Source organism: Enterobacter sp. NFIX58 (assembly GCF_900110475.1).
Lineage (GTDB): Bacteria > Pseudomonadota > Gammaproteobacteria > Enterobacterales > Enterobacteriaceae > Enterobacter > Enterobacter quasiroggenkampii.
In genome coordinates, this window is sequence record NZ_FODW01000001.1 from 284985 (window position 1) to 302262 (window position 17278).

A 17278-nucleotide genomic window follows, 5' to 3' on the forward strand; every position below is an offset into this window, starting at 1 on the left:
CGTAAAATTCATTAAAGAACATGCCAAAAAGTTGTCCTATCTTATTGAATCAAAGGATAAATTTGTGTTTTTTGGTATTCTTTGAACTCAGAAGGATTAAAGATAAAAAAGAGTCCAGATCATACGCTTACACGACAGTTTGAAAAGCCATTCACACCGAAAATATCGAAAGGATCAATTTTAACGTCATCCTTTGTTGATGGCGGGGAATAAAGGCTAACCGTCTGGCAGGGATGCCAGACGGTGGAGGGATCAGACTTTACGCGTCGCCGCCTTCATGGCGGTCACAAACGCCTTCAGCTCGGCCAGCATCTGCTCGGGCTTGTCCACGTTCTTCTCGATGATCTTCACAATCGCAGAGCCGGAAATGGCACCCGCAGCCTTCGCGTCAATCGCCGCGGTGACTTGATCCGGAGAGGAGATCCCGAAGCCCTGCAGCGGCGGTGCGGCATGGTACTCGGCCAGCTTCTCCACCAGATGATGCAGCGGCAATGCGGCCTTATTCTCGGCACCGGTCACGCCTGCGCGGGAGAGCAGGTAGGTGTAACCGCGCCCGTAAGAGGCAATCTGGCGCAGCAGCTCATCGTCCGCGTTTGGCGGGCAGATGAAAATAGGGGCGACATTGTGACGCATCGCAGCCTGGCGGAACGGCGCGGACTCTTCAACCGGCACGTCGGCGACCAGAACGGAGTCGACGCCCACGCGTGCGCACTCGGCGTAAAACTCATCGATACCGCGGTTGAACACCAGATTGGCGTACATCAGCAGGCCAATCGGGATAGTGGGGTGCTTCTGACGGATCGCCGCCAGCATTTCGAAGCACTGGGTCGGCGTGACGCCTGAGGCAAACGCGCGCAGCGTCGCATTCTGGATGGTCGGGCCATCCGCCAGCGGGTCAGAGAACGGGATCCCCAGCTCCAGCGCATCGGCACCGGCTTCAATCAGGGTGTCGATGATCTTCAACGACTGTTCAGGGCCCGGATCGCCCAGGGTGACGAAGGGAACGAACGCGCCTTCCTGGCGGGATTTCAGTTCTGCAAATACGTTATCGTAGCGTTCCATCAGATTTCCCCTCGTGCTTTCAGAATATCGTGAACGGTGAAGATATCTTTGTCACCGCGTCCGGAAAGGTTGACCACCAGCAGTTGTTCTTTTTCCGGATTGTCTTTCATCAATTTCAGCGCATGGGCCAGAGCGTGTGAAGACTCCAGCGCCGGGATGATCCCTTCGCTGCGGCACAGCGTTTTGAACGCTTCCAGCGCTTCGTCATCGGTAATGGAGACATAGTCCGCACGACCGGTGCTGTTCAGATAGGCGTGCTGCGGCCCGACGGACGGAAAGTCGAGGCCGGCAGAGATAGAGTAAGACTCTTCAATCTGGCCTTCATCGGTCTGCATCATCGGGGACTTCATGCCGAAGTAGATCCCCACGCGGCCATGCTTCAGCGGCGCGCCGTGTTCACCCGATTCAATGCCGTGACCCGCAGGCTCGACGCCAATCAGACCCACGCTGGTGTCGTCGATAAAGTCTGCGAACATGCCGATAGCGTTAGATCCGCCGCCGACGCAGGCGATGACCGCATCCGGCAGGCGACCCTCTTTTTCGAGGATCTGCGCTTTGGTCTCTTCCCCGATCATGCGCTGGAATTCGCGCACGATGGTCGGGAACGGGTGCGGGCCCGCCGCGGTACCGAGCATATAGTGCGCGGTTTCGTAGCTGCCAGACCAGTCGCGCAGCGCTTCGTTACAGGCATCCTTCAGCGTCGCGGAGCCGCTGTGCACCGGGATCACTTCTGCACCCATCAGACGCATACGGAAAACGTTTGGAGACTGACGCTCAACGTCTTTCGCCCCCATATAGATGCGGCATTTCAGACCGAGCAGGGCGCTGGCGAGCGCCGAGGCCACGCCGTGCTGGCCTGCGCCGGTTTCGGCGATGATTTCGGTTTTGCCCATACGCTTCGCAAGCAGCGCCTGGCCCAGCACCTGGTTAGTCTTGTGCGCGCCGCCGTGCAGCAGGTCTTCACGCTTAAGATACAGCGTGGTTTTCGTGCCTTCCGTCAGATTGCGGCATTTGGTCAGGGCCGTTGGGCGGCCTGCATAGTTTTTCAGCAGGTCGGTAAATTCGGCCTGAAATGCCGGATCCTTCTGTGCGCTCACAAACGCTTCTTCCAGCTGGCGCAGCGCGGGCATCAGGATTTGCGGGACGTACATCCCGCCGAATTCACCAAAATACGGGTTAAGTAATGTCGTCATCTTCTCTTCCTTAATATGCACGCAGAGTTTTAAAAACCGAGGCCAGTTTGCTGGCATCTTTAATACCCGGCTGGGACTCTACGCCTGAATTGAAATCGAGGCCTGCGCAGCCGGTTTTCGCGGCTTCTACACAATTGTCCGGGCTTAAACCGCCCGCCAGCAGGACGTTGTCCAGCTTTTCGCCGTTCAGCAGAGACCAGTCAAAACGCTGGCCGGTTCCGCCCTGGCCGTTATCGAGGACGTATTTATCCACGTGGTTCAGGTTACGCGGGGGCAACGTATCGTCAACGCGTTGCGCTTTCCAGATCTGTACCTGCGGTGCCAGCGTAGCGCGCAGGGCATCGATGTAGGCCTGATCTTCATTGCCGTGAAGCTGCACCGCGCTCAGGGATAACGCGTCGGCTTTTTCAACCACTTCTGCGATATCTGCATTGCGGAACACGCCAACATAGCTGAGTGGTGCCGCGGCGATGACCTTACGCGCCTGCTCTTCGCTGACCGCGCGAGGAGAGGAATCCACAAAAATCAGCCCGCCATAAATCGCTCCGGCTTCATACGCGGCCTGGGCGTCCTGTTCGCGGGTTAAGCCGCAGACTTTGTTTTCACCCAGCAGCACGCGACGTACTGCCGCATTGAGATCGTCATGTTCCATCATGGCGGAGCCAATCAGGAAACCGTTGGCGAAGTGGCTCAGCTCGCGCACCTGGGCGTAGCTGTTAATGCCGGATTCGCTGATCACCGTGACGCCAGATCCCAGACGCGGTGCCAGCTGGCGCGTTCGGTTCAGGTCAATGGACAGGTCACGCAGATCGCGGTTATTAATGCCTACCACTTTGGCTTCCAGCGCAATCGCGCGTTCCAGCTCCTCTTCATTGCTCACTTCGGTCAACACGCCCATTTTCAGGCTGTGCGCGACGGCAGAGAGCTGGCGATACTGCTCGTCGTCAAGCACCGAGAGCATCAGCAGGCAGGCGTCAGCCTGGTAAAAGCGCGCCAGCCAGATCTGATACGGGTCGATGATAAAGTCTTTGCACAGGATCGGCTGCGGCGCGATACCGCTGACGATCGGCAGAAAATCGAAGCTACCCTGAAAATATTTCTCATCCGTCAGCACGGAGATAGCGGACGCATGATGCTTATAAATGCCGGCAATACGCGCCGGGTCGAAATCGTCACGGATAACGCCTTTAGACGGAGACGCTTTTTTGCACTCAAGAATAAACGCGGTGCGCGCACCCTGCAGGGCGTCATAGAAACGACGGCTGCTCGGGACGACGTCATTCTGAAAACTGGCAAGCGGCTGCTGTTGCTTGCGGGCTTCCACCCAGATGGCCTTATCGGCAACGATTTTCGCTAAAACGGTCTGCATTCTTTACCCTCTTGCCGCAAGTGCGGTAACGCGATCGTAAGCTGCACCGGAGCGCAGTACATCCAGAACTTTTTGAACGTTGGCCTTCAGGTCTTCCTCGCCGTGCAAACGCATCAGCATGGCGACGTTGGCAGCAACGGCGGCCTCATGGGCAACCTCTCCCTTACCTTGTAATAAGCGCGTCAGAATGTCACGGTTTTCTTCCGGGGTACCGCCGGCCAGCGCTTCCTGGTGATACGGGGTTAAACCAAAGTCAGCGGCTTCCAGCTGGTAGCTCAGGATTTCACCGTCGCGCAGTTCGGCTACCAGCGTCGGCGCATGCAGTGACACTTCATCCATTCCGCCGCTGTGCACCACGGCGGCACGCTGGTAACCCAGCACGCGCAGCGTCTCTGCAATCGGCAGGACCAGTTCCGGACTGTAGACACCGATCAGCGCCAGCGGCGGATGGGCCGGGTTGATCAGGGGGCCGAGCACGTTAAACAGGGTGCGGGTTTTAAGCTGCTGACGAACCGGCATTGCGTGGCGGAAACCGGTGTGATACTTCGGCGCAAACAGGAAGCAGACGCCCAGGTCATCCAGCGCTTCACGGGAACGTTCGGCGTTCATATCGAGATTAATGCCGAATGCCGCGAGTAAATCAGACGAGCCTGACCGGCTGGACACGCTGCGGTTACCGTGCTTCGCCACTTTCAGACCACACGCTGCGGCCACAAAGGCGCTGGCGGTTGAAATATTGATACTGTTGCTGCCGTCACCGCCGGTGCCGACGATATCAGCAAACGGATAGTCCGGACGCGGGAACGGGGCGGCATTTTCCAGCAGGGCCGTGGCGGCACCGGCGATCTCCTGCGGGCTTTCACCGCGGACCTTCATGCTCACCAGCGCGGCCGCCAGCTGTTCCGGCTTCAGCTCACCGCGAACCACGGCGGAGAAGAGCTGGTGGCTCTCCTGCTGGCTCAGGGTTTGCGCCTGATACAGTTTTTCCAGAATCGGCTGCAGGGTGTTGGTCTGCTCCAGCTTCTGTAACGCCCAGTCGAGGGTCTGCTCCAGCAGGCGGGCACCGTGGGAGGTCAGGATGGATTCCGGATGGAACTGCATCCCGCAAACGCGATCCGCGTCGTGACGGACCGCCATCACCATCCCTTCAAACGAGGCGTTGATCGTCAGCCCGGCGGGAATGTTGCTGCCGACCAGCGAGTGGTATCGCGCGACCGGGAGCGGATTCGGCAGCCCGGCAAACATCGCCTGGCCGTCATGTTCGATGCTGGACGCTTTACCGTGCAGGATTTCACCCGCCTGGCCAACGTAGCCGCCATAGGCTTCAACAATCGCCTGATGACCGAGGCAGATGCCGATAATCGGCAGCTTGCCGCGCATACGGGTCAGCAGCTCCGGCATACAGCCCGCTTCGCTCGGCGCGCCTGGCCCCGGAGAGAGCATCAGCACCGGGTTTTGCATGGTGGCCAGACGGTCAATCAGGGTCTGCGCCGGTACATGGTTACGATAGATAACGACGTTATGGCCATTCGCACGCAGCTGATCTGCCAGGTTGTAGGTAAAGGAGTCGATATTATCGAGCAGCAGAATGTCAGCCATCAGAAAATCTCCTGTGCGTGGTGTGCGGTAGCAATGGCGCGAAGGACCGCACGGGCTTTGCTGCGCGTTTCGTCAGCTTCAGACTGCGGAACAGAATCAAGAACAATCCCGGCACCCGCCTGGACGGTGGCAATACCGTCTTCAACATAGGCGGAGCGGATGACGATGCAGGTATCGAGGTCACCATGGGCCGTAAAATAGCCCACCGCACCGCCGTAGCTGCCGCGACGACGCCCTTCGGCGGCGGCAATCAGCTGCATAGCGCGCACTTTCGGCGCACCGCTCAGGGTGCCCATGTTCATGCAGGCGCGGTAGGCGTGCAGCACGTCGAGGTCGTGGCGCAGCTCACCGACCACGCGGGAGACCAGGTGCATCACGAATGAATAGCGGTCGACTTTAGTCAGGTCCGCCACGTAGCGGCTGCCTGGGGTGCAAATACGAGCCAGATCGTTACGCGCCAGGTCAACCAGCATCAGGTGCTCAGAGAGCTCTTTATGGTCGGTGCGCATTTCCAGCTCGATGCGGCTGTCGAGATCGCGATCCAGCGAGCCGTCTGGGCGACGTCCACGTGGACGGGTTCCGGCGATCGGGTAGATCTCAATCTGACGGCTGGTGGCGTCATATTTCAGTGAGCTTTCCGGCGAGGCGCCGAACAGCGTGAAGTCGTTGTCCTGCATAAAGAACATGTACGGGCTGGGGTTGCTCTTTTTCAGCACGTCGTAAGCGGCCAGCGGAGACGGGCAGGGCAGAGAGAAGCGACGGGACGGTACAACCTGGAAAATTTCCCCGGCGCGAATCGCTTTTTGCATCTGGCGAACCACGGCACCGTACTGATCGTCGGTCTGGTTCACATCGCAGGTCATTTTTTCCACCCGCTGTACCGGCAGTGCAGGTGGCGCTTCCGTCATCTGCTGCTGAAGCTGAGCGATGCGGTGCTCAAGACGGTTTTTCTCAGCGGTTGAAGGCGTGAACAGGCTGGCCTGGATACGGGTGTACTGTTTCTGATGGTCGATCACCAGCAGGGTTTCGGCCAGATAGAAGCAATAGTCCGGGCAGCGATTGCCCTGCTCGGTTTCCGGTAAATCTTCAAATCCGGCGACCAGGTCGTAGGCAAACAGCCCGCCAAAGAACATCGCTTCACGCTCATCGTGTGGAACGGTAACCAGGTTCTGCAGCAGGCGGAAGGCATCGAAGACGGAAAGGGAGCACAGGCGCGCGTCTTCATCCAGCAACTGGCTAACCGGCGGGAAATGCAGAATACGCATTTCTGGATGACGTTCGTTTTCGATGCCTGAAGGCAGGGCGGCATCCAGCAGTGGCAGCAGCGAGGCGCCGTTGTCTGATAAGGCCTTGATTGTGACAGTGTCACCTAGAGCGGTAATGCGCAACGCGCTGTCGACCAGCAGCAGGCTTTTGAGATCGTCCTTGCTGTCAATGTCCGCAGATTCCAGCAGCAGCGTTGCCGGGCGTGCCCCGCACACCTGATGAAATAGCGCGGTCGGGTTGTGGCGATAGGCCGCCTCGCAGGTCAGCAATTCGAGATGGGGTTTGGCTGTTTGCATGTTGGTGTTCTCATTTATTCTGTTCAAAAAAAAGCCCGCTGGGTAGCGGGCGGGTATCTGTTTGCATTTCGCAGACGCGTGACACTGCCCGATGATCAGGAAGTACGCCACCAACCGTGCAGAGTGAAATGTGCTGTCATTTTCAGATACCTTTCTCGTGTGAACTTGCGTACTAGTTAACTAGTTCGATGGCGTGTTGTCAACCCTTGATTTCAGAATTTCGATATAAGTCGGTATCATGATGGTTTCGGATGTCTCCAACCTGTTATGGGAAGTGCTTTGAGCGATACCACCTACGCTATTATTTATGATTTACACAGCCATACTCAGGCCTCTGATGGCCTGCTGACACCCGAAGCCCTGGTTCATCGTGCCGTTGAAATGCGCGTCGGTACGCTGGCGATAACCGATCACGATACGACGGATGCCATTCCGGCGGCGCGCGCCGAGATCGCCCGCAGCGGGCTGGCGCTTAATCTGGTCTCCGGTGTCGAAATTTCGACCGTCTGGGAAAACCATGAGATTCATATCGTTGGCCTGAACATCGATATAGACCATCCGGCACTGACTGCTTTTTTGCAAGAACAAAAAACGCGCCGCAACCAGCGCGCGGAGATGATCGGCGAACGTCTGGAAAAGGCGCATATTCCGGGTGCACTGGAAGGTGCCCAAAAGCTGGCGAACGGCGGGGCGGTCACGCGCGGTCATTTCGCCCGTTTTCTGGTAGAGGCGGGTAAGGCCACGACGATGGCGGATGTCTTTAAAAAGTATCTGGCGCGCGGGAAAACCGGATACGTTCCGCCACAGTGGTGTACAATAAAACAAGCTATTGATGTGATTCATCATTCTGGCGGTAAGGCCGTGCTGGCCCATCCGGGGCGGTATAATCTTTCTGCTAAATGGCTGAAAAGGCTGCTGGCGCACTTTGCCGAAAACGGTGGTGAGGCGATGGAAGTCGCCCAGTGTCAGCAGGCGCCCAATGAGCGCGCGCAGCTCGCGACCTATGCCCGACAGTACGGTCTGCTTGGCTCACAGGGTTCTGATTTCCATCAGCCCTGCGCCTGGATCGAACTGGGGCGCAAGCTCTGGCTGCCCGCTGGCGTTGAGCCGGTCTGGCAGCTCTGGGAACAGCCGCAGCAAATTGAAGAGAGGGAAGTATGAGTCAGTTTTTCTATATCCATCCGGACAACCCGCAGCCACGTCTGATTAACCAGGCCGTGGAGATCGTCCGCAAAGGCGGCGTGATTGTCTACCCGACCGATTCCGGCTACGCGCTGGGCTGCAAAATTGAAGATAAAGGGGCGATGGAACGCATTTGCCGTATTCGCCAGCTGCCGGACGGCCATAACTTTACCCTGATGTGCCGCGATCTCTCTGAGCTGTCCACCTATGCTTATGTGGATAACGTGGCGTTTCGCCTGATCAAGAACAACACGCCGGGGAACTACACCTTCATCCTGAAAGGGACGAAAGAGGTGCCGCGCCGCCTGCTGCAGGAAAAGCGTAAGACTATCGGCATGCGCGTGCCGTCGAACCCGATTGCGCAGGCGCTGCTGGAAACCCTCGGCGAGCCGATGCTCTCTACCTCGCTGATGCTGCCGGGCAGCGAGTTTACTGAGTCCGATCCGGAAGAGATCAAAGATCGTCTGGAGAAGGTGGTCGAGCTGATTATTCACGGCGGTTATCTCGGCCAGCAGCCGACCACCGTGGTCGACTTAACCGAAGATGCACCGGAAGTGATTCGAGAAGGCGTGGGTGACGTAAAGCCTTTCTTGTAATGGTATAAGCAGATATACTACGCGGCCATCAAAGCAGGGCTCAGCCCTCTTTTGACCTGATTCGACGCCTGTGAAGGCGACACCTGAGGAAGCTCAATGAGCGAGAAGTTACAGAAAGTGCTGGCGCGTGCCGGCCACGGTTCACGCCGTGAAATCGAAGCCATTATTGAAGCGGGCCGCGTGAGTGTGGACGGTAAAATCGCCACGCTGGGTGACCGCGTAGAAATCGTACCGGGGCTGAAGATCCGTATCGACGGTCATCTTATCTCCGTGAAAGAGTCTGCTGAACAAATCTGCCGCGTGCTGGCTTACTACAAGCCGGAAGGCGAGCTGTGTACCCGCAATGACCCGGAAGGTCGCCCGACGGTGTTTGACCGTCTGCCTAAACTGCGTGGCGCTCGCTGGATTGCCGTTGGTCGTCTGGACGTGAATACCTGCGGTCTGCTGCTGTTTACCACCGATGGTGAACTGGCAAACCGTCTGATGCACCCAAGCCGTGAAGTGGAACGTGAATACGCCGTGCGTGTGTTCGGCCAGGTTGACGAGAATAAACTGCGCGACCTGTCGCGTGGCGTTCTGCTGGAAGACGGTCCTGCGGCGTTCAAAACCATCAAATTTACCGGTGGGGAAGGCATCAATCAGTGGTACAACGTGACCCTGACCGAAGGCCGCAATCGCGAGGTGCGTCGTCTCTGGGAAGCGGTAGGCGTGCAGGTTAGCCGCCTGATCCGTGTCCGTTACGGCGACATCCTGCTGCCAAAAGGCCTGCCGCGTGGGGGATATACCGAACTGGATCTGACCCAGACCAACTACCTGCGCGAGCTGGTCGGCCTGACGCCGGAAACCACCTCTAAAGTGGCGGTGGAGAAAGATCGTCGCCGCATGAAGGCGAACCAGATTCGCCGTGCGGTGAAGCGTCACAGCCAGGTGAGCAGCAACCGCCGCTCTGGCAGCCGTAATAACAACGGTTAATGTAAAAGCCCGGTGAAGACACCGGGCTTTTTTCTTTAGTAATCAATCCCTATTTGCGCTTTGATGCCCGCATCAAACGCATGTTTAACCGGACGCAGCTCGCTGACGGTATCTGCCAGCTCCAGAATATCCCGATGACACCCGCGGCCCGTGATGATAACCGTCTGATGGGCGGGACGGTCTTTCAGTGCATTAAGCACGTCTTCTAGCGGCAAATAGTCGTAGGCGACCATATACGTGATCTCATCCAGCAGAACCATATTGAGTGAAGGATCGGCCAGCATTCTTTTAGCGTGCTCCCAGACGGCCAGACAGGCTGCGGTATCGGTTTCGCGGTTCTGGGTGTCCCACGTAAATCCGGTCGCCATCACCTGGAACTCAACGCCGTGGGGCTCAAGCAGATTACGCTCGCCGTTAGGCCACTCACCTTTAATAAACTGGATAACGCCGACCTTCTGTCCGTGGCCGACGGCGCGTGTCGCCGTGCCGAATGCGGCCGTGGTTTTCCCTTTGCCGTTGCCGGTAAAGACGATGACGATCCCGCGCTCATCCTGAGCGGCCGCGACGCGTGCATCAACCTGTTCCTTCAGACGCTGCTGGCGCTGCTGGTGACGTTCTTCACTCATTGCGATATTCCTGGTTTACGGCCTGGCTGGGCGTCAAAGGTCATCCCGGTTTTGCGGCGGCTGTCGTCGCCCATTAGCCAGAGATAGAGCGGCATAATGTCTGCCGGCGTTTTCAGCTTCTGCGGATCTTCCGTTGGGAAGGCACTGGCGCGCATTTTGGTGCGCGTACCGCCCGGGTTAATGCAGTTTACGCGCAGATGGCGGCTTTGGTACTCCTCTGCCAGCACCTGCATCATGCCTTCGGTCGCGAATTTTGAAACGGCATAGGCACCCCAGTTTGCACGCCCCTCACGGCCTACGCTGGAAGAGGTGAATACCAGTGAACCTGAATCCGATTTGAGTAATAAAGGAAGCAGTGCCTGGGTCAGGAAAAACGTCCCGTTGACGTTGACCTGCATGACCTCCTGCCAGATCTCGGGATCCTGTTCATCCATCGGGCGAACTTCGCCAAGCAAGCCGGCATTGTGCAGCACGCCGTCGAGACGCGGATAATGGGTGCTGATGCGCTGAGCAAGCTCCTGACATGACGCGGGCGTGCAGGTGAGCAGATCGAGCGTGTACCAGCGAGCAGGAATCCCACCTGCGGCTTCAATCTCCTGCGCCACCCCTTTAAGTTTTTCTTCGTTGCGGCCGGTCAGGATGACGCTCGCGCCATACTCAGCGTAGGTCAGCGCCGCTTCACGGCCAATCCCGTCGCTGGCCCCAGTGACAAGAATGATGCGGTTCTGCAGCAGATTTTTTTGCGGTTGATAATGCAAGGTGACTCCTCGGCGCACGGTGACTCAAAGACGCCTTCTTTTGTGACTTTTCGGCTTTATGCCCGAATTCGCCTGATAATTCAATCAGTCTACAGGACGCATTGCTGTAAAATTAACAATTTGCAAATATTTAAACGCCAGACCGGGGATTCCTGAAGGCGCCTCGCAGAGGTAATGTCACGAGCGAGACGCATGGGCAGGGCTGTTGTACACTGCCGTGAAAGATTCGTGGTTAAATCAAGGTGGAACGCGTGGAATTACTTTCTCAATATGGGTTGTTTTTGGCGAAAATCGCGACGGTGGTGATTGCCATTGCGGTGGTTGCCGTTCTGATTGTCAACCTGACGCAGCGCAAGCGTCAGCGTGGGGAGTTACGCATCACCCGCCTGAGCGAGCAGTATAAAGAGATGCAGGAAGAGATGTCTCTGGCGCTGCTTGACAGTCATCAACAGAAACTGTGGCTCAAAGCGCAGAAGAAAAAGCATAAACAGGAAGCCAAAGCGGCAAAGGCAAAGGCGAAACTCAATACGCCACAGGATAAGGTCACGCCCCGCGTCTACGTGCTCGATTTTAAGGGCAGCATGGATGCGCATGAAGTGTCCTCTTTGCGGGAGGAAGTGACGGCCGTTCTGGCCGTGGCGACGCCGCAGGATCAGGTCGTTGTTCGTCTTGAAAGCCCGGGAGGTGTCGTGCATGGTTACGGCCTGGCCGCGTCTCAGCTACAGCGCCTGCGTGAAAAACAGATCCCGCTGACCGTAGCCGTAGATAAAGTGGCGGCGAGCGGTGGCTACATGATGGCCTGCGTGGCGGACAAAATTGTGGCCGCACCGTTTTCTATTATTGGCTCGATCGGCGTGGTCGCGCAGATCCCGAACTTTAACCGCTTCCTGAAAAATAAAGAGATTGATATCGAACTTCACACGGCGGGTCAGTACAAACGCACCCTGACGCTGCTGGGTGAAAACACGGAAGAAGGGCGCCAAAAATTCCGTGAGGATCTCAACGAAACGCATCATCTCTTTAAAGACTTTGTGCACCGTATGCGCCCGACGCTGGACATTGAGCAGGTCGCGACGGGTGAGCACTGGTACGGCGTTCAGGCGCAGGAGAAAGGGCTGGTGGATGAAGTCGGAACCAGTGACGATCTGCTGCTCAACCTGATGGAAGGCCGGGAACTGGTAGGCGTCCGTTTTGCCCAGCGCAAGCGACTCCTTGACCGCTTTACCAACAGTGCCGTAGAAAGCGCGGACCGCCTGCTGCTCCGCTGGCTACAGCGCGGACAAAAACCGCTGCTGTAAACAAAAACGCGAGGCTTATGCCTCGCGTTTTGCGTTAATCGACCAGGTGATATTTCTCGGAAAGCGTGTGTGCCAGGTATTTAAACATGTTAAACACGGCGGTGCTTTTCGGGGTCGGTAAGCCCTGTTCATCAAGGAAGTATTCGCCGCTGAAAACCAGCACGCCATTTCGCTGCTCTACGCCGGTGGCTTCAATGCCTGCCAGCGTATCTTCATGGTCACGAATAAGCTTGTTTGCTTCGATAAGCAGAGAGGCTCGGTCAATAGGTTGGGTCGTATTCTGCATAATCCACTCCTTAAACAGTGACAATAGTCTACGCCGAGGGCGCTTTGGGGGCAAATTTTCCCTGTATTGTGAGGGGATAAGGTGCAGGGGCCTGGCTGGCAGGATTTGCTTTTGCATGCTAATAAAGTTGCGTAACGAATTTTATCAGGTAGAGTGTGCGCTTTCGTCATTCTGGCAACAGAATTGCTTGACATTCAACCGGGAATTCGTCACGAATTACACGAGATGTGAGAAAAATACCCGAGAACTCAATCACCTGGGCGGCTTTTCTTTAACGCCCGGTAAGACAAAGGGGTTGATATCTCCTGACGCAGTCGCAATATCATTGGCTCGTCGTCAGCGGAAGGGAAATCAACGTGCGGCGTATTCCTGGAAGAATTAAATTAGGTAAAGGTGAATATGGGTAAAGCTCTCGTCATCGTTGAGTCCCCGGCAAAAGCCAAAACGATCAATAAGTATCTGGGTAATGACTACGTGGTTAAGTCCAGCGTGGGTCATATCCGCGATTTGCCGACCAGTGGCTCAGCCAGCAAAAAGAGCGCAGACTCTACCTCCACCAAAGGGGCTAAAAAGCCTAAAAAGGATGAACGTAGCGCGCTTGTCAACCGCATGGGTGTTAACCCATGGCATAACTGGGATGCACAATATGAAGTGCTGCCAGGGAAAGAAAAAGTCGTTAACGAGCTGAAGCAGCTGGCTGAAAAAGCAGACCACATCTATCTCGCAACCGACCTTGACCGCGAAGGGGAGGCCATTGCGTGGCACCTGCGGGAAGTGATCGGGGGTGATGACAAACGCTACAGCCGCGTAGTGTTTAACGAAATTACGAAGAATGCGATTCGTCAGGCGTTTGAGAAGCCGGGCGAGCTGAATATCGACCGCGTCAACGCCCAGCAGGCGCGTCGCTTTATGGACCGCGTCGTGGGTTACATGGTTTCTCCACTGCTGTGGAAGAAAATTGCCCGTGGCCTGTCCGCAGGTCGCGTGCAATCCGTCGCCGTGCGTCTGGTCGTTGAGCGTGAGCGCGAAATTAAAGCCTTCGTGCCGGAAGAGTTCTGGGAAGTCGATGCCAATGTGACCACGCCGGGTGGTGACGCTCTGCCGCTGCAGGTAAGCCATCAGAACGATAAGCCTTTCCGTCCGGAAAACCGCGACCAGACCATGGCCGCCGTGGCGCTGCTGGAAAAGGCACGCTATCAGGTACTGGAACGTGAAGACAAACCGACCAGCAGCAAGCCTGGTGCGCCGTTTATCACCTCCACCCTGCAACAGGCGGCAAGCACCCGTCTGGGTTACGGCGTGAAGAAAACCATGATGATGGCCCAGCGCTTGTATGAAGCAGGTTACATCACCTACATGCGTACCGACTCAACCAACCTGAGTCAGGACGCGGTCAACATGGTGCGTGGCTACATCAGCGACAACTTCGGTAAGAAATACCTGCCGGAAAGCGCTAACCAGTTTGCCAGCAAAGAGAATTCTCAGGAAGCGCACGAAGCGATTCGTCCTTCTGATGTCTCTGTGCTCGCTGAATCACTGAAAGATATGGAAGCCGACGCGCAGAAGTTGTATCAGCTGATCTGGCGTCAGTTTGTTGCGTGCCAGATGACCCCGGCCCAGTACGACTCCACCACGCTGACCGTCGGGGCGGGTGATTTCCGTCTCAAGGCGCGTGGTCGTATTCTACGTTTCGACGGCTGGACGAAAGTGATGCCTGCGCTGCGTAAAGGTGATGAAGATCGAACGCTGCCAGCGGTGAATAAAGGTGATGAACTTTCTCTGGTTGAGCTGCTCCCGGCTCAGCACTTCACCAAGCCACCTGCACGCTTCAGTGAAGCATCTCTGGTAAAAGAGCTGGAAAAACGCGGTATTGGCCGACCGTCGACCTATGCGTCAATTATCTCGACGATTCAGGATCGCGGTTATGTCCGTGTTGAAAACCGTCGTTTCTATGCGGAAAAAATGGGGGAGATCGTCACCGATCGTCTGGAAGCCAACTTCCGCGAGCTGATGAACTACGATTTCACCGCGCAAATGGAAGACAGTCTCGACCAGGTTGCCAGCCACCAGGCGGAATGGAAAAAGGTCCTCGACAGCTTCTTCAGCGATTTCACCGACCAGCTTGAAAAAGCGGAGAAAGACCCTGAAGAGGGCGGCATGCTGCCTAACCAGATGGTACTGACCAGCATCGACTGCCCAACCTGTGGCCGCAAGATGGGGATCCGTACTGCCACCACGGGCGTGTTCCTCGGCTGCTCTGGCTATGCGCTGTCGCCAAAAGAGCGCTGCAAAACCACCATCAACCTGGTGCCGGAGAATGAAGTTCTCAACGTGCTGGAAGGTGACGATGCGGAAACTAACGCTCTGCGTGCCAAGCGCCGCTGCAAAAAATGCGGCACAGCAATGGACAGCTACCTGATCGATCCAAAACGCAAGCTGCACGTGTGTGGTAATAACCCAACGTGTGACGGGTATGAGATCGAAGAGGGCGAGTTCCGCATTAAAGGCTATGACGGCCCGATTGTGGAGTGCGAGAAGTGTGGTTCTGAAATGCACCTGAAAATGGGGCGTTTCGGTAAGTACATGGCCTGCACCAACGACGAATGTAAAAACACGCGCAAAATTCTGCGTAACGGTGAAGTGGCTCCGCCGAAGGAAGATCCGGTTCCGCTGCCAGAGCTCCCGTGTGAGAAATCTGACGCGTACTTCGTGCTGCGTGACGGTGCGGCAGGTGTCTTCCTGGCCGCCAACACCTTCCCGAAATCGCGTGAAACCCGCGCGCCGCTGGTGGAAGAGCTGCATCGCTTCCGCGAACGTCTGCCGGAGAAACTGCGTTATCTGGCCGATGCGCCACAGCAGGATCCGGAAGGCAATAAAACCGTGGTGCGGTTTAGCCGTAAAACTAAGCAGCAGTACGTTGCGGCAGAGAAAGAGGGTAAAGCGACTGGATGGTCAGCCTTCTTTGTCGATGGCAAATGGGTTGAAGGCAAGAAATAATCTTCCCTAACCGTAACTTACCTGTGAAAGGGCCGGATTTCCGGCCCTTTTTTATTACCTTGTTATTATTTTTTGTTCCGTACTATACAGTCAGGCTATAAATGATATAGTGGTTATAGTTAACCTGTTTCTTATTATTAAATCGTCTTAAGCGATTGACCGCATGCGCTAAATCGGATGGTCTGGCATGAAATTACAGCAGCTTCGTTATATCGTTGAGGTGGTGAATCATAACCTTAACGTCTCTTCTACCGCCGAGGGGTTGTATACCTCGCAACCGGGCATCAGCAAACAAGTTCGTATGCTGGAGGATGAGTTAGGCATTCAGATCTTCGCTCGCAGCGGTAAGCATCTTACCCAGGTGACGCCGGCGGGGCAGGAAATCATCCGCATTGCGCGGGAAGTCCTCTCCAAAGTCGATGCGATTAAGTCTGTGGCAGGGGAGCATACCTGGCCGGATAAAGGCTCGCTGTATATTGCCACCACGCATACGCAGGCGCGCTATGCGCTGCCCGGCGTGATCAAAGGCTTTATCGAGCGTTATCCTCGCGTCTCGTTGCATATGCACCAGGGCTCGCCAACGCAAATTGCTGAAGCCGTCTCCAAGGGGAATGCAGACTTTGCCATCGCCACCGAAGCGCTTCACCTGTATGACGATCTGGTCATGCTCCCGTGCTACCACTGGAACCGTTCTATTGTGGTGACCCCCGATCACCCCCTGGCGGGTAAAGGGTCGGTCACTATCGAAGAGCTGGCCCAGTATCCTCTGGTGACCTATACCTTTGGCTTTACCGGGCGTTCTGAGCTTGATACGGCCTTTAACCGGGCAGGATTAACGCCGCGCATTGTCTTTACTGCGACGGACGCCGACGTGATTAAGACCTATGTCCGGCTTGGATTGGGGGTGGGCGTCATTGCCAGCATGGCGGTGGATCCGGTGTCAGACCCTGACCTGGTGCGTCTTGATGCGCACGACGTTTTCAGCCATAGCACCACAAAAATTGGTTTCCGCCGCAGCACCTTCCTGCGCAGCTATATGTATGATTTTATTCAGCGCTTTGCCCCTCATTTAACGCGTGATGTGGTTGATACCGCCGTGGCATTACGCTCAAATGAAGATATTGAAGAGATGTTTAAAGACATCAAACTTCCCGAAAAATAATCACACCCGGTATCTTTCCCCCAGGGAAAGATACCGAAATAACCTCTCAAAGCTAAATTAGAATTATCATCATCTGCGATTCCCCTGCCATATAATGTCATTATCCATTTAATACGTAAGGTTATAATGTCGTGAATTGGCGACAAAAGTAGAAACTAATTTACGCCTTCGCAAATTTTTCTTTTCAATTATTTATTTCTGGTCAAAAGATTGAATATTTCATACCTCCCGGTGCGTAAATTCACTGGCTTTTCGGCTAAAGTTTCTTTAGGATTTATCTCAACAGATGATTAATTGTACCAATTGTTTGGTCCTAAATGATAAGCGATGTCGATTGTATGAGGTTAGCAATGCCTTCAGGAAGTGAAGAACCGCAAAGGGATCCTGCGCTCAAGCGTAAAGCCTGGCTGGCGGTCTTTCTCGTCTCTACCCTGTTTTGGGTGGTGGTTGCTCTCCTGGCCTGGAAATATTGGGGTTAAATATGTCAGTGACGGTACGTACAGCTTCGGTAAAACAGATGTGTCAGCATCGTGACAGCGGCCACAGAGGGCGTAAAGCACCTGCGACTGTTGTACCCGCGTCCTGGAAACTGACGCCGCAGCAGCAGGCTTTTATT

At 55.8% G+C, this 17278-nt stretch carries 16 protein-coding genes and 1 other annotated feature; of the genes, 7 read left to right on the top strand and 9 right to left on the bottom strand.

The features are described 5' to 3' along the window. Positions 1-252: 252 nt before the first annotated feature. From trpA to trpL, 6 genes are all read right to left on the bottom strand, one after another. Positions 253-1062, bottom strand: a complete 810-nt coding sequence (trpA, locus tag BMW97_RS01455; RefSeq protein ID WP_045908897.1) for a tryptophan synthase subunit alpha — start codon at positions 1060-1062, stop codon at positions 253-255. Beyond that, entirely contained in the window at positions 1062-2255 is a 1194-nt protein-coding gene (gene trpB, locus BMW97_RS01460) for a tryptophan synthase subunit beta (protein WP_045908896.1), read from the bottom strand. The genes trpA and trpB overlap by 1 nt, the downstream gene beginning before the upstream one ends. A 10-nt stretch (positions 2256-2265) precedes the next feature. After that, entirely contained in the window at positions 2266-3624 is a 1359-nt protein-coding gene (trpCF, locus tag BMW97_RS01465; RefSeq protein ID WP_045908895.1) for a bifunctional indole-3-glycerol-phosphate synthase TrpC/phosphoribosylanthranilate isomerase TrpF, read from the bottom strand. 3 nt (positions 3625-3627) lie between these two features. Further along, on the bottom strand, positions 3628-5223 hold the full coding sequence (trpD, locus tag BMW97_RS01470; RefSeq protein ID WP_008502806.1) for a bifunctional anthranilate synthase glutamate amidotransferase component TrpG/anthranilate phosphoribosyltransferase TrpD: 1596 nt from the start codon (positions 5221-5223) through the stop codon (positions 3628-3630). Continuing rightward, the gene (locus BMW97_RS01475; RefSeq protein ID WP_045908894.1) at positions 5223-6785 is read right to left on the bottom strand and encodes an anthranilate synthase component 1; all 1563 of its coding nucleotides are present in this window, start codon (positions 6783-6785) and stop codon (positions 5223-5225) included. The genes trpD and BMW97_RS01475 overlap by 1 nt, the downstream gene beginning before the upstream one ends. Before the next feature lie 25 nt (positions 6786-6810). Continuing rightward, positions 6811-6904 (bottom strand) — a sequence feature (Trp leader region). Beyond that, positions 6881-6925, bottom strand: coding sequence for a trp operon leader peptide (gene trpL, locus BMW97_RS24415; RefSeq protein WP_106993556.1), 45 nt, complete (start codon positions 6923-6925; stop codon positions 6881-6883). Its footprint overlaps the feature before it by 24 nt. Before the next feature lie 139 nt (positions 6926-7064). Between trpL and rnm the strand changes: the two genes are divergently transcribed. The 3 genes from rnm to rluB all read left to right on the top strand — a co-directional run bounded on the left by rnm (position 7065) and on the right by rluB (position 9535). After that, entirely contained in the window at positions 7065-7946 is an 882-nt protein-coding gene (gene rnm / locus BMW97_RS01480) for an RNase RNM (RefSeq protein ID WP_045908893.1), read from the top strand. Then, positions 7943-8563, top strand: a complete 621-nt coding sequence (locus BMW97_RS01485; protein ID WP_003856793.1) for an L-threonylcarbamoyladenylate synthase — start codon at positions 7943-7945, stop codon at positions 8561-8563. Before rnm ends, BMW97_RS01485 begins: the two co-directional genes overlap by 4 nt. 96 nt (positions 8564-8659) lie before the next feature. Continuing rightward, positions 8660-9535, top strand: a complete 876-nt coding sequence (rluB, locus tag BMW97_RS01490) for a 23S rRNA pseudouridine(2605) synthase RluB (RefSeq protein ID WP_045908892.1) — start codon at positions 8660-8662, stop codon at positions 9533-9535. Positions 9536-9570: 35 nt separating this feature from the next. On the opposite strand, the gene cobO is transcribed toward rluB, so the two are convergent. Further along, positions 9571-10161 (bottom strand): cob(I)yrinic acid a,c-diamide adenosyltransferase, encoded by a 591-nt coding sequence (gene cobO, locus BMW97_RS01495; protein WP_045908891.1) that lies wholly within the window; start codon positions 10159-10161, stop codon positions 9571-9573. Then, on the bottom strand, positions 10158-10919 hold the full coding sequence (locus tag BMW97_RS01500) for a YciK family oxidoreductase (RefSeq protein ID WP_045908890.1): 762 nt from the start codon (positions 10917-10919) through the stop codon (positions 10158-10160). Before BMW97_RS01500 ends, cobO begins: the two co-directional genes overlap by 4 nt. 251 nt (positions 10920-11170) lie before the next feature. Here BMW97_RS01500 and sohB point away from each other — a divergent pair, with 251 nt between their 5' ends. Continuing rightward, the gene (sohB, locus tag BMW97_RS01505) at positions 11171-12217 is read left to right on the top strand and encodes a protease SohB (protein WP_045908889.1); all 1047 of its coding nucleotides are present in this window, start codon (positions 11171-11173) and stop codon (positions 12215-12217) included. A 34-nt stretch (positions 12218-12251) separates the two neighbouring features. Here sohB and BMW97_RS01510 read toward each other — a convergent pair whose 3' ends face one another. Next, positions 12252-12503, bottom strand: a complete 252-nt coding sequence (locus tag BMW97_RS01510) for a YciN family protein (protein ID WP_003856804.1) — start codon at positions 12501-12503, stop codon at positions 12252-12254. Between the two features lie 399 nt (positions 12504-12902). On the opposite strand from BMW97_RS01510, the gene topA reads away from it, so the two are divergent. The 3 genes from topA (at position 12903) to BMW97_RS01525 (ending at position 17141) form a co-directional block, all read left to right on the top strand. Next, complete coding sequence (gene topA, locus BMW97_RS01515) at positions 12903-15500, top strand: type I DNA topoisomerase (RefSeq protein ID WP_045908888.1); 2598 nt, start codon at positions 12903-12905, stop codon at positions 15498-15500. A gap of 187 nt (positions 15501-15687) precedes the next feature. Then, on the top strand, positions 15688-16662 hold the full coding sequence (gene cysB / locus BMW97_RS01520; protein WP_008502814.1) for an HTH-type transcriptional regulator CysB: 975 nt from the start codon (positions 15688-15690) through the stop codon (positions 16660-16662). A 338-nt stretch (positions 16663-17000) separates the two neighbouring features. Continuing rightward, positions 17001-17141 carry a YmiA family putative membrane protein gene (locus BMW97_RS01525; protein WP_213327741.1) on the top strand — a complete coding sequence of 47 codons (141 nt, stop codon included), beginning with the start codon at positions 17001-17003 and terminating at the stop codon, positions 17139-17141. Positions 17142-17278 lie beyond the last annotated feature (137 nt).